The following is an 18,941-nucleotide window of genomic DNA, read 5'->3' as shown; positions in this document are numbered from 1 at the left end:
GACAGGACTCCTGATACAGGTTGAAGTAGTCGCAAGATAGGTGTGTTTTTCACATTTGGAGATGTTATAAAATGGGATTCATTTAAAAAATGAAATAAGATGTTTAAGAAAAGATAGACAAGAGGAGCATATGACAAAGGTAGTAATAAAGCAATTGTTGCAGGTAATAGTAGTGTTCATGATAAGTTTATCGACAATGACAAATCTTGTGTATGCAGATAAAGGTCAAATTTATGGATGTATTATTCAAAGAAATTATCGTCATCCGATATCTGGGCAGATAGAAGATAGCGGAGGGGAGCATTCCTTTGATATTGGTCAAGGTATGGTTGAAGGAACTGTCTATAGTGATGCCATGCTAGAAGTATCTGATGCTGGAAAGATCGTTCTTACTTTTCGTATGAGCTTAGCTGATTATTCGGGCAATTATCAGTTCTGGATACAACCTGGAGGAACTGGAAGCTTTCAGGCAGTTGATTACAATATCACCCAAAAAGGTACTGATACCAATGGGACAACACTAGATATTGCTATTAGTTTGCCTACTGTAAATAGTATCATTCGAGGCAGCATGTTTGTTGAACCTATGGGCAGAGAAGTGGTCTTTTACCTGTCAGCTTCAGAGTTAATACAAAAGTATTCAGGTAATATGTTGGCCCAGCTTGTTACTGAAACAGACAATTCTCAAAATCAAGAAGTAAAAGACAGTCAAAAGCCTGTTGATACAAAACTAGGAGAAAGTCAAGATGAGTCTCACACAGGTGCTATGATAACTCAGAATAAGCCTAAAGCCAACTCATCAAATAACAAGAGTCTATCAGATAAAAAAATTCTTCCTTCTAAGATGGGCTTAACGACTTCTTTAGAGTTAAAAAAAGAAGATAAGTTTCGGTCTAAAAAAGACTTATCAATCATGATTTACTACTTTCCAACTTTTTTTCTGATGTTAGGAGGGTTTGCTGTATGGGTTTGGAAAAAGAGGAAAAAAAATGATAAAACGATGTAAAGGAATTGGTCTAGCCTTAATGGCCTTCTTTTTGGTAGCTTGTGTGAATCAGCACCCTAAAACGGCTAAAGAGACTGAACAGCAGAGAATTGTAGCCACTTCGGTTGCTGTGGTTGATATCTGTGACCGTTTAAATTTAGACCTCGTTGGGGTTTGTGATAGTAAATTATATACCCTTCCTAAACGCTATGATGCTGTTAAGCGTGTGGGTTTACCCATGAATCCTGATATAGAGTTGATTGCTTCTTTGAAACCAACTTGGATTTTGAGTCCCAATTCTTTACAAGAAGATTTGGAACCCAAGTATCAAAAATTGGATACTGAGTATGGTTTTTTGAACTTACGAAGTGTTGAGGGCATGTACCAGTCCATTGATGATTTAGGGAACCTTTTCCAACGTCAACAAGAAGCAAAAGAATTGCGCCAGCAATACCAGGACTATTATCGTGCTTTCCAAGCTAAACGTAAGGGGAAGAAAAAGCCTAAAGTGCTTATTCTTATGGGCTTGCCAGGTAGTTATTTGGTGGCGACGAACCAATCTTATGTAGGGAATCTTTTGGACTTGGCAGGTGGTGAGAATGTTTATCAGTCAGATGAGAAAGAATTTCTATCAGCTAATCCTGAAGACATGCTGGCTAAGGAGCCTGACTTGATTTTACGAACAGCTCATGCCATTCCAGACAAGGTAAAAGTGATGTTTGACAAAGAATTTGCTGAAAATGATATTTGGAAACATTTTACGGCAGTCAAGGAAGGGAAAGTCTATGATTTGGACAATACCCTGTTTGGCATGAGTGCTAAATTGAACTACCCAGAAGCCTTGGACACCTTAACACAGCTTTTTGACCACGTGGGAGATCATCCGTAACATGACAGCATCAGATTTACAAAGGGATCAATCCCTACTGGCTAAAAAACGTTTCAGAAGTGGTCTTTATCTAGTTCTTTTAATTCTCAGCCTCCTATTTTTGGCGGTTATTGCCTTATCCCTTGGTGGTTTGGCGGTTTCTTATGGGGCAATTGTCAAGGGACTGTTTGTGGCTTATGACCCCCAAGTGGCTTTGATTTATGATTTGCGTTTTCCAAGAATTGTCATTGCTTTATTAGCAGGAGCAGGGATAGCTGTTTCGGGAGTTCTTTTTCAAGCAGTGTTGAAAAATCCTATTTCAGACCCTGCTATTATAGGGATTTGTAGTGGTGCTAGTTTTATGGTTTTAGTCTCTAGTTTACTTCTGCCGCAGTTGCTGCTGTATGGTCCAATCGTATCCTTTTTAGGAGGCGGAGTGTCTTTCCTGCTGATTTATGGTTTAGCATGGAAGAAAGGGCTTAATCCTATTCGGCTTATTCTAACAGGGATTGCTATTAATGCTTTATTTATGGGGTTATCAACTGCTTTAACCAGCTTTTTCACCTCAGCTAGTCCCATGGTCAATGCTCTTTTAGCAGGTCATATTAGTCAAAAAACATGGGCTGATGTAGGGGTTTTATTCCCTTATACATTCATTGGCTTGTTACTAGCTTTGTTATTGTCAAAAACTTGTAACCTTCTTCTTTTAGATGATCAGGTGATTCGTCATTTAGGAATCGATGCTACAGCGTTACGGTTGGGAATTTCCTTGGTTGCTGTTTTATTGGCTTCGGTAGCCACTTCGATCGTTGGAGTGGTTTCTTTCCTAGGCTTGATTGTCCCTCATATGAGCCGCTTGCTGGTTGGAAGTAAGCACCAAATCTTAATTCCTTTTTCAGCTTTGCTTGGAGCCTTTGTCTTTTTGCTAGCCGATACTTTAGGAAGAAGTCTTGCTTACCCATTGGAAATTAGCCCTGCGATTATAATGAGTATTGTAGGCGGGCCTTACTTTATTTACCTGCTAAGGAGGTCTGATATTATATGAGTAAGAACAGCAGTCATATTCAGGTGCAAAACCTTTCCTTTGCTTATGAGGAAAAACTTGTTTTAGATGACCTGACCTTTAGCATTCCAAAAGGGAAAATTACCACTATTATGGGGGCAAATGGCAGTGGCAAGTCAACCTTATTACAATTATTAACCAAAAACCTTCCGTTAAAACAAGGGCAGGTTTGGCTTGAGCAGGAAGAATTAGCAACGATTTCTCTCAAGGCTTTTGCGAAAAAAGTGGCAGTGGTACACCAATACCATCAAGTGGTCGAAGGTTTGTTAGTGGGTGAATTGGTAGCCATGGCTAGGCTTGCCCGTCGTTCTTTTTTTAAAACTACTACCAAAGAAGATGAGGAGCGCCTTGCTTGGGCCTTAGAAGTAACGGCTTTGAGTGATTATGTTTATCGTGATATCCAACACCTTTCTGGTGGTGAACAGCAGAGGGTTTGGATTGCCATGGCCCTTGCCCAGGATACAGATATTATTTTTTTAGATGAGCCAACGACTTATTTGGATATTAAGTACCAGCTTGACATTCTCAAGCTGATTACTAAAATCAACCAAGAGCTAGGCCTAACGATTGTGTTAGTATTACATGACATCAATCAGGCCTTGTCTCTTTCAGACCATCTTATTGGACTGAAAGATGGGCGACTTTATGCCCAAGGTCAACCAAGAGACCTCCTTGATCAACAGTTTATCAGAGATGTCTTTGGTGTTGAATTGCCCTTTGTTGAGAGAAATGGTCAACAGTTTGTCCTCACTTCATTGGTCAATGAAACCAATGGTATTAGAACTCAAAGGAGAGATAGGAACAAGAACAGATGATGGAAACAGAAGATACAATATCAAGGGGAAAAAGGAAAAGACTGTTAAAACGATTACGTGAACGAATTGCACCAAAAAGGTATTTGCTTTATGTGTCAGCCTTTTTATCTTGGTTACAATTTGTGATGAGGATGATCAGTTTTTACCTCATTGCCAAAACGTTTTCGACCTTTATTTTGGGTCATGCTATTGCCTTAGGACGCTTGGCAGGTTTACTCCTACTTTTAAATGTGGTAGGCTTTGTTCTTGCTATATTAGGCAAGCAACTGCAAGGGATCGCTTCACAATTTGCTAGAGATTCACTCAAACAATCTTTCTTTGAGGCTTTTATTGATTTAGACGGGCAATTTGATGCTCATGCCAGTGATGCTGATATTTTAACGTTGGCTTCACAGGGGATTGATAGTTTGGATACTTATTATGGTTACTATTTGTCTTTGTCTATGAGAACCAAGTGGAACTGCACAACTATTATGATACTAGTCTTTTTAATTTATCCATTGGCAGGCCTTGTCTTTTTAGGAGTTCTGCCTCTGATTCCACTTTCAATCGTTGCTATGCAAAAGCGGTCTAAGCAAATTATGAGTCATTATTGGTCTTCTTATATGGATGTTGGTAATTTATTTATGGATGACTTAAAAGGTCTTAATACACTGTATTCTTATCAAGCAACAGAACGTTACGAGCAAGAATTTTCGGGTAAGGCAGAACAGTTTCGAAAGGCTACCATGTCTTTGCTTGGCTTTCAGTTACAAGCAGTTGGTTATATGGATGCAGTTATGTATCTGGGAATTGGTTTGTCAGGTTTTTTAGCCGTTCAAGCTTTGGCAACAGGCCAGTTATCTTTTTTTAATTTCCTATTTTTTCTCTTGATTGCTACAGAATTTTTTACACCGATTCGTGAGCAGGGTTATGGCATGCACTTGGTCATGATGAATACCAAAATGGCTGACCGTATCTTTAGTTTCTTGGATAGTGTTCCAGCAAGAAAAGATAACAAGAGTAAAACAGCAATAAACTTTAACCAGATTGACATCCAAAATATTTCTTTAGCTTATGAGAAAAAAACAGTGCTTAGTGGGGTTACCATGACATTAACGAAGGGCCAACTAACAGCTATCGCGGGGGTGTCAGGACAAGGAAAAACAAGTCTAGCTCAACTCCTCTTGAAACGCCAGTCTGCAACGACTGGGCATATTTTATTTGACGGTTTAGACAGTGACAATTTGTCGCAAGAAACTATCAACCAGCAGGTTCTTTATGTATCGGACCAATCTACCTTATTGAACCGTAGCATTTACGATAATTTAAGGTTAGCAGCAAATCTCTCTAAAAAAGAAATCTTAGATTGGATAGATCAACATGGTTTGTTAAGCTTCATCAACTGGCTACCAGATGGTCTTGACACAATAGTTGGTGAAAATGGTAACCTGTTATCACCAGGCCAAAAGCAACAGGTGATTTGCGCAAGAGCTCTATTAAGTAAGAGGTCTCTTTATATCTTTGATGAGGCAACATCTAGTCTAGATGCAGAAAATGAACGTATTATTGACAATTTAATAACGAGATTAGCTAAGACAGCAATAGTTATTGTGATTACTCATAAGATGTCTCGACTGAAAGGAGCTAACCAAGTACTCTTTTTAAACACAGGGCAGCCTGCTTGTTTAGGCAAACCTTGCGACCTTTATCGGGACCAACCAACTTATCGTCACCTAGTTGATACTCAAGCAAGACTGGAGGCAAGTATTTATGGCTAAACCTAACAGATCTACCTTAAGCCTGGTTTGGCGTTTATTAACCCTAATGAAAACTCTGCTACCTTGGATTATCTTGGCTGTTGGCTTTGCTGTTATGGGTTTTGTCATCACGGTAAGTATTCCAACTGGAATAGCTTATTTAGGACTACTAGCTATTAGACAAGAAGTGATTCCAATATTAGCTTTATATCTTTTGATTGCTCTAGCCTTTTTAAGAGGTTTTGTTCGTTATGGAGAGCATTATTTTGGTCATTTTGTTGCTTTTCATAGTTTAGCAGCTTTTAGGAACTTGATCTTTAAGAAACTAAGAGCTCTTTCTCCAGCTTGCTTGGATAGTCAAGACAGTGGTTATTTGCTTAAAATGATTGGAGAAGATATTGAGGCATTAGAAGTTTTTTTTGCCCACACAATCGCACCTATTTGTACAGCAATATTGTCTGCAGGTTTAATGTTCTGGTACTTTTGTCAAAGTAGTTGGCAGTTAGCCTTATTAGCTTTGGCAACCTATGCTTGTTTAGCCATTGTTATACCCATTTATTTTGCTAATATTTTACAGGTTTTACTAAAAAGCCAAAATGAAGGTCGAAAAGATTACCTGTCTTATTTTTTAGAGAGTTTACGATCAGTCAAAGATCTTTTGCAATTTCAGGTATTAGACGAGCAATTTGAACGATTAATAAAAAAAAGTAATCATGTAAATGCTCTTGATCGTAACGTAGCGCAAGCCCAATTTTTGCAAATGGCATTGACTTTTTTCTGGCTTGGCTTAATGATCTTAGCATTTTCTTATATGGTTTTTGATGGGATATGCCATGACAGCTTATCATTTGATAAAGGCTTATTAACTTTTATTGCTTTCACTGCTTCGTTTTCTCCTTTTTTAGAACTAGGACGTTTGCCATTAGGTTTTAAGCGTGCTATGAATGCGGCTCGAAATATTTTTGACCTTCTAGACGAAAATGTCATAGTAGATGAAGGCACAAAACAAATAGATCGTTTAAGGAGTGTTTCTTTTGAGGACCTCAGTTTTGCTTATCCAAAGCGCCAAGAGCTGGTTTTTAAGGATTTAACAGTTACCTTTCAAGAAAAGGGGATTATTGGCATTAAAGGCGAATCAGGATCTGGTAAATCAACTTTGGTGAAATTAATTATGAAATGGTATAATTGGAAGACAGGAGATATTTTTCTTAATGATAGGAATAGTTGCTTACTAAATGCTGCTAAATTACAAGATACTATTGCTTATGTGCCACAAACAGCGCAGCTTTTCCAACAGTCTATCCGTGAAAATCTTATCTTTGGCCGTCAAGATATTTCAGATGAGTCCATTTGGAATTTAGCTGAGGCTTGTGGTATGAAAGACAGACTGTTAGCTTGTAAGGAAGGTTTGGATACGATTATCAAGAGTCCTTCTGACTTTTCAGCTGGAGAAGGTCAACGTTTAGAGTTGATGCGAGCTTTATTGAAAGATGCGAGTTGCTATATTTTTGATGAACCCACGTCAAATTTAGATTCTCTAAATGAAGCTATCTTGCTTGATTTAATTAAAACACATTGTCAAGGATTGGTCTTCTTAATTTCTCACAGGCCATCAACCCTAGCTTGTGTTGATCATCTATTTTGCGTAAAAAATGGTTCCCTAAAAGAGGTGAATAAAAAATGAAACAGTTAACAATAAAAGATATTATGATAACAGGCGCATTTGCCGCGCTCTACTTTATTTGTGTTGGTCTAGGCACGTTTATTAACATCTTTTTTGATCGCTCAGGAAATATGTTATATGCCCCTGCCTTTGCAGCTTTACTGGGGGGAACAATTTATTTTCTTTTGATTGCTAAATTGCAAACATTTGGGCCAATAACATTATTAGGATTGATGATGGGAGGTTTTTTCTTCCTTAGTGGTCACTTTTTTGCCGCGATGTTTCCCAGCATTATTTTCGGTTTAATAGCGGATATTATTGCGTCTTTAGGAAAATACAAGTCAAGGTTTTTTAATGACCTATCTTATATGGTTTTTGCTTTTGTCAATAGTGGCCCTATTTTGCTGATGTGGTTGTTGAAAGATGCCTATGTTGAAAGTTTGTTAGCCCGCGGTAAAAGTATGACCTATGTCAATCGCATTATGTATGATTTTAGTTTAGGGCATGTTATTTGGTTTGTAGGAATTGTTCTTGCAGGAGCCTTATTAGGGTCAGTTTTTGCACATTATTTACTAAAGAAACATTTTATCAAATCAGGATTGTTATCATGAGGCTTGATGTTCGCACCAAACTGCTTTTGTTGGTACTTGCCAATGCCTGCTTCTTTTTTCGTGTTGATGGCTTTTTAGAATTTATAATTGTTATTTTTCTCTTATTACTTTTGTCTGCTTTAAATAAGAAAAAGCTAGCGTTCAAGTTGGCGGTTGTTTATCTGTTAATGATCGGTCTATCTGTAATCCCGCTATCGATTTTCCCTTCTTATCTTGACCACTTATTGAGTTTTGTCTCAATAGCAGGAAGGTTAGTTTTCCCTTCTTTACTAGCAGGTTTAATTACTATTAAGACAACTACCATCTACGAATTGGTTCATGGATTACGCAAATGGCGTTTCCCAGAAGTCTGGCTATTGACCTTGGCCGTTATGTGCCGTTTCATACCAATGATTAGACAAGAATGTTGTGTTATTCATCGCTCTTTAAAAATCAGGGGGATTATTTTAACAAAATGGTCTATTTTGATCAGACCTAAACAATACTTGGAGTATTTAATGGTTCCATTGCTTTTATCTTTGATAAGAAGTAGCCAAGAACTAACTATCGCTAGTCTAACTAAAGGGCTAGCAGTCAACAAAGGCACCAGTGAATGCTTTAGCTCACACTTAACATGGAAAGATTGGGGGGTGCAGATTTGGATTACTGTTATCATAATCATCACGATACTGCAATGATTTCAGCAGAACAACTTGTTTTTACCTATCATGATCAAAAAAATCCAGCTTGTCAGATATCGACTTGTCAAATTGCCTCTGGACAATTCATTGTTTTGTGTGGACCTTCTGGTTCAGGTAAATCTACCTTTTTAAAACTTCTTAATGGCATAATTCCTGATTATTATGCTGGAAAATATGAAGGTAGACTAGATGTGGCTGATTGCCAAGCAGGCAGAGACAGTGTTGAAACATTTTCTAGATCTGTGGCCTCTGTTTTTCAAAATCCAGCCAGTCAGTTTTTCTATCGCGAAGTCCAACACGAACTAGTCTTTCCTTGTGAAAATCAAGGTTTAGATGCAAAGGTTATCATGAAGCGTCTTTGGACTTTAGCAGAAGATTTTGCTTTTGCAGAGCTCCTTAACAAGGATATGTTTGGATTGTCAGGAGGGCAAAAACAAAGAGTTGCTATTGCAACGGCCATTATGCAAGGTACTAATATTATGCTTTTTGATGAGCCAACTGCTAACTTAGATAGTGCAGGCATAGCTGCTGTTAAAGCCTATCTTACCCAATTAAAAGCAGCAGGAAAAACCATTATTGTAGCCGAGCATCGCTTACATTACTTGATGGATTTGGCAGATAACTTTTTCTACTTTAAAAATGGTAGATTAACAGATAAGTTAACAACACAAAATTTGCTAGCCTTGACAGATGAACAACGGCAAGATATGGGACTACGTCGCTTAGACTTGTCTGACCTAAAACCTGTGTTAGCTGGTAAGATTGAGAGTCAACATTATCGCCCAGATGATAGCCTGTGTATTGAGCATCTAACAGTTAGAGCGGGAAGCAAAATACTTAGATGTATTGAACAGCTTAGTTTTGCTGTAGGAAGTATTTCTGGCATTACAGGATCAAACGGGCTTGGAAAATCGCAATTAGTTTATTATATAGCTGGTATCTTAGACGATAAAAAAGCAACTATTAAGTTTCAAGGCATACCTTTATCTGCCAAGCAACGTTTATCAAAGACTAGTATTGTCTTGCAAGAAGTTTCTTTGCAACTATTTGCAGAATCGGTTTCAAAGGAAGTCAACTTGGGCCATGAACGACATCCACGGACGACAGAAGTAATAGAGCGGTTATCTTTAACGACTCTTTTAGAACGTCATCCAGCTAGTTTGTCAGGAGGTGAGCAACAAAGAGTGATGATTGCCGCTAGTCTTTTGGCTGATAAAGATATCTTAATTTTTGATGAGCCAAGTAGCGGACTTGATTTGTTACAAATGAAGGCTTTAGCTAATCTTCTCATGCAGCTGAAGACCCAACATAAGGTTGTCATCCTCATTTCACATGATGAAGAACTTCTAAGTAGTGTCTGCGATACCATTTATCAAATGCTACCTTAACGAGCCCCTAGAACTGTTTAAAAGTACTAAAAGGCTTTTATCTGAAAATAAATAGGAACTCTTGTATAATAGATACAAGAGTCAGAACGTAGACAACCCCAGTTTTATGCTCAAAAAGCATGAATAGCTCTGCTGATTTGACATTCGGTTTCCGATTTTTACACACAAAGTGAGCCAAAACAGATGCTTTTTGCTGTGGTAAAAGAGTGGCGTCAATCTCGTATTGACGCCACTCGGGATTTTTGAGACCTCAGGCTCAAAAATAAAGGCATGGAATTCCAAAGAACGTCGCTGCCGTAAGCACCACCTAAGGAAAGTATCACGACAAACTTTGTCTTCAATCTGACAAGAGTTTTTGTGAAGGGAAAAAGATAATGATATTAACAGCTCCTATGTCCAACTTAAAGGGATTTGGACCAAAATCAGCAGAAAAATTTCAGAAATTAGATATTTATACAGTAGAAGATTTACTGCTTTATTATCCGTTTCGCTATGAAGATTTTAAATCAAAATCTGTTTTTGATTTAGTGGATGGTGAAAAAGCAGTCATTACAGGCTTAGTCGTTACTCCAGCTAATGTACAATATTATGGTTTTAAACGTAACCGTTTAAGTTTCAAATTGCGTCAAGGGGAAGCTGTCTTAAATGTTAGTTTTTTTAATCAACCCTATTTAGCTGATAAAATAGAACTTGGTCAAGAGGTAGCTGTTTTTGGTAAATGGGATGCCACTAAATCGGCTATTACTGGGATGAAGGTTTTAGCTCAAGTTGAAGATGACATGCAACCTGTTTATCGCGTAGCTCAGGGAATTTCACAGTCTACTTTGATTAAAGCTATTAAGTCAGCTTTTGAAATCGATGCGCATTTGGAATTGAAGGAAAATTTACCAGCTACTTTATTGGAAAAATACCGATTGATGGGTCGTAGTCAGGCTTGTTTAGCTATGCATTTCCCAAAAGATATCACAGAGTATAAGCAAGCGCTCCGTCGGATTAAATTTGAAGAATTATTTTACTTTCAAATGAACCTTCAAGTTTTGAAAGCCGAAAATAAATCTGAAACAAATGGTTTGCCTATTCTTTATAGTAAACGTGCTATGGAGACAAAGATTTCCTCTTTACCTTTTATTCTAACGAATGCTCAAAAGCGCTCTTTAGATGACATATTATCTGATATGTCATCGGGAGCTCATATGAATCGTTTATTGCAAGGAGATGTAGGATCAGGAAAGACAGTCATTGCTGGTCTATCAATGTATGCAGCTTATACAGCAGGTTTTCAATCGGCTTTGATGGTTCCAACGGAAATCCTAGCTGAACAACACTACATTAGTCTGCAAGAGTTATTTCCAGATTTATCAATCGCTATATTAACTTCGGGTATGAAAGCAGCTGTCAAGCGTACGGTTTTAGCAGCTATTGCAAATGGCTCGGTTGATATGATTGTAGGAACTCATGCTCTTATCCAAGACTCGGTACAGTACCATAAACTGGGGCTTGTCATTACAGACGAGCAACATCGTTTTGGTGTTAAACAGCGTAGAATTTTCCGTGAAAAGGGAGAAAATCCTGATGTTTTAATGATGACAGCCACCCCAATTCCCCGAACTCTAGCAATCACAGCTTTTGGAGAAATGGATGTTTCTATTATTGATGAATTACCTGCCGGTCGTAAACCTATTATGACACGCTGGGTGAAACACGAGCAGCTAGGTACTGTGTTGGAATGGGTAAAAGGTGAATTGCAAAAAGATGCTCAAGTGTATGTCATTTCACCGTTGATTGAAGAATCAGAAGCTTTAGATTTAAAGAATGCAGTAGCATTGCATGCTGAATTATCTACTTATTTTGAAGGAATTGCTAAGGTTGCTCTTGTACATGGACGTATGAAAAATGATGAAAAAGATGCTATAATGCAAGATTTCAAGGATAAAAAAAGTCATATTTTAGTATCCACAACAGTTATTGAAGTAGGGGTAAATGTCCCAAATGCAACGATCATGATTATTATGGATGCCGATCGTTTTGGATTAAGTCAGTTACATCAACTTCGTGGGCGTGTTGGTCGTGGATATAAACAATCATACGCTGTTTTAGTGGCTAATCCCAAAACTGATTCGGGGAAAAAACGAATGACAATCATGACAGAAACGACAGATGGTTTCGTTTTAGCTGAGTCGGATTTAAAAATGCGTGGTTCTGGTGAAATCTTTGGTACTCGTCAGTCTGGAATTCCAGAATTTCAAGTAGCTGATATCGTTGAGGATTATCCTATTTTAGAAGAAGCACGCAAAGTTTCTGCAGCGATTGTTTCTGATCCTAACTGGATATATGAAAAACAGTGGCAATTAGTGGCACAAAATATTAGAAAAAAAGAAGTTTATGATTAACTTAAAACAAGTCGTTGTTTTACAAATATTTAGTTAGTTTTGAGATAAACTGTTATAAAGTATAAAGAGGTCACTATTTCTGGCCTTTTTTACTTATGCTTTACGATGAGACTGCTATGTGAAGCAGTATTAACCCATTTTCAGTATAACTTTTTTATTGCTAAAATAATCATATTATTAAAATTCTTATTTATATTTTTTTAATAAAAAGAAGAACTTGTCACAACCGTTTACAGATGTTATTATGTGTAAGATATTGTATTGATCGATAAGTACAAAAAAGGAGCGGAAAATGACACAGCAATCAATGTTACTAAGTATTGAGCAAGTAAATAAATCCTATGGTAAAAATCAGGTTTTAAGTGATATCTCTTTTGATATTTACAAAGGAGAAATTTGCGGCCTTGTGGGTCAAAATGGTGCTGGAAAGACAACGTTAATGCGTATTTTATCTGGCCTAATTGGAAAAGATTCAGGGCAAATCAAACAGTTACAACCCTATCGAATGGGATCAATTATTGAGTCACCGACACTTTATCCCAATATGACAGCTCATGATAATCTTTACTATGCAGCGTTGCAATTGAGATTAGCTGATGCAAAAGAGCGCATACATGAGGTTTTGGAACTTATTGGGTTAGAAAAAGTGAGCAAAAAGAAAAAGGTGAAAGATTATTCTTTAGGGATGCGCCAACGTTTGGCTATTGGTCTTTCGATACTGGATTTTCCAGAATTTTTAATTTTGGATGAACCCATTAATGGTCTTGATCCAGCAGGAATCAAAGAAATGCGTCAGATTATTTTGAACCTAAGAGATTGCTATGGTATTACGATTTTGATTTCCAGTCATATTTTATCAGAATTAGACTTAGTTGTTGATCGTTACGTGATTATGCATAAAGGCAAAGTTATTAAGAGTATGGACAAAGCAGAGCTTAAAGCTCAAGTAAAAGTACAAATTGCCCTTCATACAAGCGATGATCAGCTGGTAAAAAATAGACTTTTAGAATTGGGGCTTAGAGTTGAGACTGATGGTCAGATGCTACTAATAAAACCAACTTTATCAGTAATGGAGCTTATCAAAATTGTTCTAGATCTGCCTGTTGAGATTTTTGACATTTATCATCATCAAGTGAGCTTTGAACATTATTACCTCGATTTGTTAGGTAAAGATGCAGCATCACCATTAATTTAGAAAGAGGTTTTTATGATTTCCTATCTTAAAGCAGATTTATTTCGGATACGCCAAGAGCGTTTAGCTCTATTTTCTTGTATGCTACTTGTTGTCATTGCTGTTGGTGTAGCCTATAGTTTTCGCAAGACACCTAACCAAGTCATCATGATACAAATCATTAATATTATTACTGATTTTGTGACGCTTTTCTTTTTAACACCAGCCCGTATCTTTTTTAGTGATGACTATAACTACCGTACGATTAATAATGTTGTGGTCAAACAACAAAATCGTACTTTAATTATAATCTATAAACTGCTAGTTAGTTTTGGCTTATCTCTTTTATTTATTAGTTTAACTTATCTTCTTAGTGCTTTAGCATTTCATTTATTTACTGGTCAAGCATACTATGGAATAGTCATAGATCGGATGATTAAACAACTGCCTTTTTATATTGCTATTATTGCTTTGTGTCAATTTTTGTTTAATATACTTCGTAAAACTTATCAGTCAATCACAGCTTATATACTTTATGTCCTTCTTTTTGATAAAGTATCTGCTACTTTAGCAAACCATTTTTTTAAGTTAGATATTAGCCCAGTTTTGATGTTTAAACACCTATCCTTGTCTCTTGGTGATAAACACCTTTCTAGTACTAGCATATTAGTGGCCTTTGGTTTAACTCTTTGTTATCTTTTAGGCAATGTCTTTCTTTTTTCCAAACGAGAACTAAAATAAAGGGTAATATGTGCTTTGTTTATTTTAAAAGACAAAGAAGTTCTTAGAAAAAGGTCGTCTTCATCATTACTAAAAAAGGATAAGCAAGTAGTTTTGTTATTATTCAAGTAAGCTCATACTTAATGAGACAAAATAAAGACTTGTTTACCCGGTATCTGATTGCTAAGAGTTGGATTTATTGGAATACTGGTCTCAAACTGTTATAGAAATGATTATGAGTGCACAATCTCATAGTTTGAAACATAGTTGTTTATTCTAGACATTTAGGAGATGTCCTAATTTAAAGCTTAAAGTACTAGAAATGTCCCACTAATATGTTTTAGTGGGACATTTCTAAAGGAAGCTAGATTATCCTTCAATATAATCTTTTAGCTCTTGACCAGTAAGTCCGGCGTTGAGAGCAATTAATAACTTTAGACGGGCTTTTGGAGCATTCAATTCTTTTACAAACATAACACCTGCTTCTTGTAGCATCGCACCACCACCTTCATAAGCATAGACAGGTTCTGCCATACCATTGAAACAACGGGAAACAAGAATGACAGGAATACCTAAAGTAATTAAGTGCTCGATCTCCCCAACTGCTAATGGTGGGACATTTCCTGCCCCTAGAGCTTCGATAACTAGACCTTGAATGCTACCTGGAGTTAATAGACTCAAGATACTACCATCGCCCATACCTGCGTATGCTTTGATAATGGGGATGGTTCCAGAAATGCATCTCAAGTCAAAACGAATACGAGGTTCAGCAGTTTTGAAAAAAAGTAGGTCATTTTTCATGATGATACCAAGCGGTCCGTGTGTGGGTGTTTGGAAAGTTGAAATATTGGTTGTATGTGTTTTAGTAACATATTTAGCAGCATGGATTTCATCGTTCATAACAACAAGTACCCCTTTTTCTTTAGCTTTATCACTACTTGCAACTCTAAGTGCGGTAAGGTAATTATATATGCCATCACTACCAACTTCATTAGAAGACCTCATAGCACCTGTTAGGACAACAGGTATATTAGTAGGCAATGCCATGGTATCTAAAAAATAAGCTGTTTCTTCTAAGGTATCTGTTCCATGTGTGATGACTATACCATCAAAGACATCAGTTCTTTCTTGAATATGATGATAAATAGATAACATGTGGTGAGGCGTGATGTGAGGACTCGGAAGATTTAGAAAATCACTAACGGTAAGCTGAATATCTTGGGCTGCAGCATGTATTTTCGTCATAGGATTATCTTGATTTGGAACAACCCTACCAGAGTTATCAGCTTGCATAGAAATGGTTCCACCAGTGTGTAAGACTAGGATTTTTTTCATTTGATTGTCAAACTTCCTTTTATTTATGATATAATCTATTCTATCATAAACACAGGAGGCAAAAGAAGGTTTTGACAGTAAAAGCAGTCTTTTTTGATATTGATGGGACCCTTCTCAATGATCGTAAAAATATCCAAAAAACAACGCAAAAAGCCATCCAACAACTCAAAAAACAAGGCATTATGGTCGGTTTAGCAACTGGTCGTGGACCGGGATTTGTACAACCTTTTCTAGAAAATTTTGGATTAGATTTTGCCGTTACTTACAATGGGCAATATATCTTAACAAGAGATAAGGTCTTATATCAGAATCAATTGCCAAAGTCGATGATTTACAAAGTGATTCGCTATGCCAACGAAAAAAAGCGAGAAATTTCTCTTGGAACAGCTTCTGGATTAGCAGGATCGCGTATTATTGATATGGGGACTAGCCCATTTGGACAAGTCATTAGTAGTTTTGTGCCCAAAAGTTGGGCAAGAACAGTTGAGGGTAGTTTTAAGCATTTGATTCGCCGAATCAAGCCTCAGAGTTTTAGAAATTTAGTAACTATTATGCGGGAGCCTATTTATCAGGTTGTTCTGGTAGCGTCACAAGCTGAAACTAAGAAAATACAAGAGAAGTTCCCTCATATAAAAATTACAAGAAGTAGTCCTTATTCCTTGGATCTGATCTCTGTTGATCAATCAAAAATAAAAGGAATTGAACGTTTGGGAGAGATGTTTGGATTTGACTTGTCTGAAGTGATGGCTTTTGGAGATTCAGATAATGACCTTGAAATGTTATCAGGAGTTGGTATCGGTATTGCTATGGGAAATGCTGAAACTGTGGTAAAAGATGGAGCCCATTTCACTACCGACTCTAATAATAATGATGGGATTTCCAAAGCCTTAGCTCACTACGGTCTCATCCATTTTGATATAGAGAAGAGCTTTAAAAGCCGTGATGAAAATTTTAATAAAGTCAAAGATTTTCATCGTCTGATGGACTCAGATACTATTGAAACACCGCGTAGTTATACCATTTCAGAAGCTGGTTATAGGTCAGGCTTTAAAGTAGAAGAAATTGTTGAGTTTCTTTACGCAGCAAGCAAGGGAGACCAACAACAATTTACACAGGCTATTTTCGATTTGCATGGTGCTGTTGACCAAGCAGCTAATAAGGTACAAGCTAAAAAACATGTTGAAACGCCCCTGATTGGGCAAGTTGATGCCTTAGCGGATTTGCTTTATTTTACTTATGGTTCTTTTGTACTGATGGGAGTAGATCCACAACCTATATTTGAAGCAGTACATGAAGCAAATATGGCTAAAATTTTTCCAGATGGCAAGGCACACTTTGACCCCGTTACCCATAAAATTCAAAAACCTGACTATTGGCAAGAGCGTCACGCACCTGAAGTAGCCATAAAAAAAGAGTTAGACAAACAATTACAAAAATCACTACAACGATTCGATAAATAGAGGTTTACTCTTTTAAATATCAAGAAATAAAAAGATATTGACTAGACTTAGCTCAGCACAAAAAAACAAGCAATTTCGTTGTAGATGCTGCTTGTTTTTTGGTGTTTGAAAATTGTAATAGACTAGAGTGTTTTAGTGCTATCTCGGACTACAAGTAAGTCAATCTTAGCGTGTCGCATAATGTACTCAGAAGATGAGCCAATAAGGAGGCGTTCAAAGGTATTAAGACCAGTAGCTCCTACCATAATTAAATCAGCGTTCTCACGATCTGGAATATCGTGAGCTAGTAAGTTTTTGGGGTTGCCAAATTCAATAATTTGTTTGATGTTTGTAATTCCTGCTATCTGTGCTTGTTTTTCAAAATCATCTAAAACATCCTTAGCTTCTTGTTCTAATTTTTCATAGATGTAAGTATCAAAAGTAGCTACGCTTTGCAAGGCACGGGTATCAATAACGTGTACTAGTAGTAAGGTAGCGTCGTTACGTAGTGCTACGTTAACGCCTTTATTGAAAGCTAATTCAGACTCATAAGAGCCATCAATAGCAACGAGGATACGTTTATATTTTAGTGACATAGAACTGTCCTCCTTTAACAGTTTGACAAGAATAGCTTTTATTCTTTTTTTCATTATACTCTTTTTTGAGTCATTTTGAAAGCGATCCATTATTTTTGCTAAACTAAAGACTGTATTATCGTCTCATAAGACCTGTGTTAAAACGATTAGCTGTCCTAAGCTTTGATGGATAAATTCTTTCTATTTTAAGTATTTTGGTTTATAATATGGAATACGAGGTGTATGAGACTATGAAAATTATTGAAAAATCATCAAAATTAGAACATGTTGCCTATGATATTCGAGGGCCTGTTTTGGATGAAGCTAATCGCATGATTGCGAGTGGTGAAAAAATTCTGCGTTTAAATACTGGCAATCCTGCTGCTTTTGGTTTTGAAGCACCAGATGAAGTGATTCGTGATTTAATTGTCAACGCGAGGCTAAGTGAGGGCTATTCTGACAGTAAAGGGATTTTTTCAGCGCGTAAGGCTATCATGCAGTATTGCCAACTCAAGGGCTTCCCAGATGTTGACATTGAAGATATTTATTTGGGAAATGGCGTGTCAGAGTTGATATCCATATCCCTTCAAGCTTTGCTAGATAATGGCGATGAAGTTTTAGTACCAATGCCGGATTATCCTTTATGGACGGCTTGTGTGAGTCTTGGTGGAGGAAAAGCGGTCCATTATCTTTGTGATGAAGAAGCTGGTTGGTATCCTGATATTGCTGATATCAAATCAAAAATCACGAGTCGCACCAAAGCTATTGTGGTCATCAATCCTAATAACCCAACAGGAGCCCTTTATCCTAAGGAGATTTTAGAAGACATCGTTGCTTTGGCAAGAGAACACCAGCTGATTATTTTTGCCGATGAAATCTATGATCGTTTGGTGATGGATGGTAAAGAGCATATTGCTATTGCAAGTTTGGCACCTGATGTTTTTTGTGTATCTATGAATGGTCTTTCCAAATCTCATCGTATTGCTGGTTTTCGTGTTGGATGGATGGTCTTATCAGGTCCTAAAGACCATGTTAAAGGTTACATTGAAGGGTTAAACATGCTTGCCAATATGCGGTTATGCTCCAATGTTTTAGCCCAACAAGTTGTTCAAACTTCCTTAGGAGGTCATCAATCAGTTGATGCACTGTTACTGCCAGGAGGGCGTATTTTTGAGCAACGTAATTTTATTTATGAAGCTATTAATGCTATCCCTGGCTTATCGGCAGTTAAACCTGAAGCAGGTCTTTATTTATTTCCGAAAATTGATCGTCAGATGTATCGTATTGATGATGATGAAGAATTTGTCTTACAGTTATTAAAGCAAGAAAAAGTGATGTTGGTACATGGACGTGGTTTTAACTGGAAAGATCCAGATCACTTCCGTATTGTTTACCTACCAAGTGTAGAAGAATTAGAAGATGTCCAAGAAAAGATTACACGTGTCTTATACCAGTATAGACGTTAATGCAATGCTCATCTTTGATTAATAAAAATAGCG

At 37.1% G+C, this 18,941-nt stretch carries 16 protein-coding genes; 14 read left to right on the top strand and 2 right to left on the bottom strand.

What is annotated here, in order from left to right; genetic code table 11:
- Window positions 1-130: 130 nt before the first annotated feature.
- From B6D67_RS08365 to B6D67_RS08305, 12 genes are all read left to right on the top strand, one after another.
- Entirely contained in the window at window positions 131-1,006 is an 876-nt protein-coding gene (locus tag B6D67_RS08365) for a heme-binding Shp domain-containing protein (protein WP_010922616.1), read from the top strand.
- A complete protein-coding gene (gene isdE, locus B6D67_RS08360) occupies window positions 990-1,874 on the top strand; it encodes a heme ABC transporter substrate-binding protein IsdE (RefSeq protein ID WP_010922615.1) in 885 nt (294 codons plus the stop codon). Before B6D67_RS08365 ends, isdE begins: the two co-directional genes overlap by 17 nt.
- 1 nt (window position 1,875) lies before the next feature.
- Window positions 1,876-2,898, top strand: a complete 1,023-nt coding sequence (locus tag B6D67_RS08355; protein WP_002995381.1) for a FecCD family ABC transporter permease — start codon at window positions 1,876-1,878, stop codon at window positions 2,896-2,898.
- On the top strand, window positions 2,895-3,731 hold the full coding sequence (locus tag B6D67_RS08350; protein ID WP_010922614.1) for an ABC transporter ATP-binding protein: 837 nt from the start codon (window positions 2,895-2,897) through the stop codon (window positions 3,729-3,731). Before B6D67_RS08355 ends, B6D67_RS08350 begins: the two co-directional genes overlap by 4 nt.
- Window positions 3,728-5,491, top strand: a complete 1,764-nt coding sequence (locus B6D67_RS08345; RefSeq protein ID WP_011018172.1) for an ABC transporter ATP-binding protein/permease — start codon at window positions 3,728-3,730, stop codon at window positions 5,489-5,491. The genes B6D67_RS08350 and B6D67_RS08345 overlap by 4 nt, the downstream gene beginning before the upstream one ends.
- Entirely contained in the window at window positions 5,484-7,154 is a 1,671-nt protein-coding gene (locus B6D67_RS08340; protein ID WP_010922612.1) for an amino acid ABC transporter ATP-binding/permease protein, read from the top strand. Before B6D67_RS08345 ends, B6D67_RS08340 begins: the two co-directional genes overlap by 8 nt.
- Window positions 7,151-7,744, top strand: a complete 594-nt coding sequence (locus B6D67_RS08335) for an MptD family putative ECF transporter S component (protein ID WP_010922611.1) — start codon at window positions 7,151-7,153, stop codon at window positions 7,742-7,744. Before B6D67_RS08340 ends, B6D67_RS08335 begins: the two co-directional genes overlap by 4 nt.
- A complete protein-coding gene (locus B6D67_RS08330) occupies window positions 7,741-8,421 on the top strand; it encodes an energy-coupling factor transporter transmembrane component T (RefSeq protein ID WP_010922610.1) in 681 nt (226 codons plus the stop codon). The genes B6D67_RS08335 and B6D67_RS08330 overlap by 4 nt, the downstream gene beginning before the upstream one ends.
- Window positions 8,358-9,812, top strand: a complete 1,455-nt coding sequence (locus B6D67_RS08325; protein WP_011285690.1) for an ABC transporter ATP-binding protein — start codon at window positions 8,358-8,360, stop codon at window positions 9,810-9,812. Before B6D67_RS08330 ends, B6D67_RS08325 begins: the two co-directional genes overlap by 64 nt.
- Window positions 9,813-10,186: 374 nt before the next feature.
- Entirely contained in the window at window positions 10,187-12,202 is a 2,016-nt protein-coding gene (gene recG / locus B6D67_RS08315) for an ATP-dependent DNA helicase RecG (protein ID WP_010922609.1), read from the top strand.
- 292 nt (window positions 12,203-12,494) lie between these two features.
- Window positions 12,495-13,397 carry an ABC transporter ATP-binding protein gene (locus B6D67_RS08310; protein WP_002991995.1) on the top strand — a complete coding sequence of 301 codons (903 nt, stop codon included), beginning with the start codon at window positions 12,495-12,497 and terminating at the stop codon, window positions 13,395-13,397.
- A gap of 12 nt (window positions 13,398-13,409) precedes the next feature.
- Window positions 13,410-14,114 carry an ABC transporter permease gene (locus B6D67_RS08305; protein ID WP_002988556.1) on the top strand — a complete coding sequence of 235 codons (705 nt, stop codon included), beginning with the start codon at window positions 13,410-13,412 and terminating at the stop codon, window positions 14,112-14,114.
- Between the two features lie 348 nt (window positions 14,115-14,462).
- Here B6D67_RS08305 and B6D67_RS08300 read toward each other — a convergent pair whose 3' ends face one another.
- Complete coding sequence (locus B6D67_RS08300; protein ID WP_011285687.1) at window positions 14,463-15,428, bottom strand: asparaginase; 966 nt, start codon at window positions 15,426-15,428, stop codon at window positions 14,463-14,465.
- Between the two features lie 71 nt (window positions 15,429-15,499).
- Between B6D67_RS08300 and B6D67_RS08295 the strand changes: the two genes are divergently transcribed.
- Entirely contained in the window at window positions 15,500-16,888 is a 1,389-nt protein-coding gene (locus tag B6D67_RS08295; protein ID WP_010922607.1) for a Cof-type HAD-IIB family hydrolase, read from the top strand.
- A 122-nt stretch (window positions 16,889-17,010) separates the two neighbouring features.
- Here the strand turns inward: B6D67_RS08295 and B6D67_RS08290 are convergent, their stop codons facing one another.
- Window positions 17,011-17,463 (bottom strand): universal stress protein, encoded by a 453-nt coding sequence (locus B6D67_RS08290; RefSeq protein ID WP_002992571.1) that lies wholly within the window; start codon window positions 17,461-17,463, stop codon window positions 17,011-17,013.
- A 230-nt stretch (window positions 17,464-17,693) separates the two neighbouring features.
- Between B6D67_RS08290 and B6D67_RS08285 the strand changes: the two genes are divergently transcribed.
- Window positions 17,694-18,908: a pyridoxal phosphate-dependent aminotransferase gene (locus B6D67_RS08285; RefSeq protein ID WP_010922605.1), complete on the top strand. Its 1,215-nt coding sequence runs from the start codon at window positions 17,694-17,696 to the stop codon at window positions 18,906-18,908.
- Window positions 18,909-18,941: the final 33 nt, after the last annotated feature.

Source organism: Streptococcus pyogenes, from assembly GCF_002055535.1.
GTDB classification, from domain to species: Bacteria; Bacillota; Bacilli; order Lactobacillales; family Streptococcaceae; genus Streptococcus; species Streptococcus pyogenes.
The sequence above is the reverse complement of the archived record's forward strand: the minus strand, read 5'-3'. Positions and strand labels throughout refer to the sequence as shown.

Coding starts and splice junctions, on each gene's coding strand:
- B6D67_RS08330 (WP_010922610.1), top strand. CDS start 7,741: ATGAGGCTTGATGTTCGCACCAAACTGCTTTTGTTGGTACTTGCCAAT.
- B6D67_RS08350 (WP_010922614.1), top strand. CDS start 2,895: ATGAGTAAGAACAGCAGTCATATTCAGGTGCAAAACCTTTCCTTTGCT.
- B6D67_RS08310 (WP_002991995.1), top strand. CDS start 12,495: ATGACACAGCAATCAATGTTACTAAGTATTGAGCAAGTAAATAAATCC.
- recG (WP_010922609.1), top strand. CDS start 10,187: ATGATATTAACAGCTCCTATGTCCAACTTAAAGGGATTTGGACCAAAA.
- isdE (WP_010922615.1), top strand. CDS start 990: ATGATAAAACGATGTAAAGGAATTGGTCTAGCCTTAATGGCCTTCTTT.
- B6D67_RS08355 (WP_002995381.1), top strand. CDS start 1,876: ATGACAGCATCAGATTTACAAAGGGATCAATCCCTACTGGCTAAAAAA.
- B6D67_RS08300 (WP_011285687.1), bottom strand. CDS start 15,428: ATGAAAAAAATCCTAGTCTTACACACTGGTGGAACCATTTCTATGCAA.
- B6D67_RS08285 (WP_010922605.1), top strand. CDS start 17,694: ATGAAAATTATTGAAAAATCATCAAAATTAGAACATGTTGCCTATGAT.
- B6D67_RS08335 (WP_010922611.1), top strand. CDS start 7,151: ATGAAACAGTTAACAATAAAAGATATTATGATAACAGGCGCATTTGCC.
- B6D67_RS08340 (WP_010922612.1), top strand. CDS start 5,484: ATGGCTAAACCTAACAGATCTACCTTAAGCCTGGTTTGGCGTTTATTA.
- B6D67_RS08365 (WP_010922616.1), top strand. CDS start 131: ATGACAAAGGTAGTAATAAAGCAATTGTTGCAGGTAATAGTAGTGTTC.
- B6D67_RS08345 (WP_011018172.1), top strand. CDS start 3,728: ATGATGGAAACAGAAGATACAATATCAAGGGGAAAAAGGAAAAGACTG.
- B6D67_RS08305 (WP_002988556.1), top strand. CDS start 13,410: ATGATTTCCTATCTTAAAGCAGATTTATTTCGGATACGCCAAGAGCGT.
- B6D67_RS08325 (WP_011285690.1), top strand. CDS start 8,358: ATGGAAAGATTGGGGGGTGCAGATTTGGATTACTGTTATCATAATCAT.
- B6D67_RS08290 (WP_002992571.1), bottom strand. CDS start 17,463: ATGTCACTAAAATATAAACGTATCCTCGTTGCTATTGATGGCTCTTAT.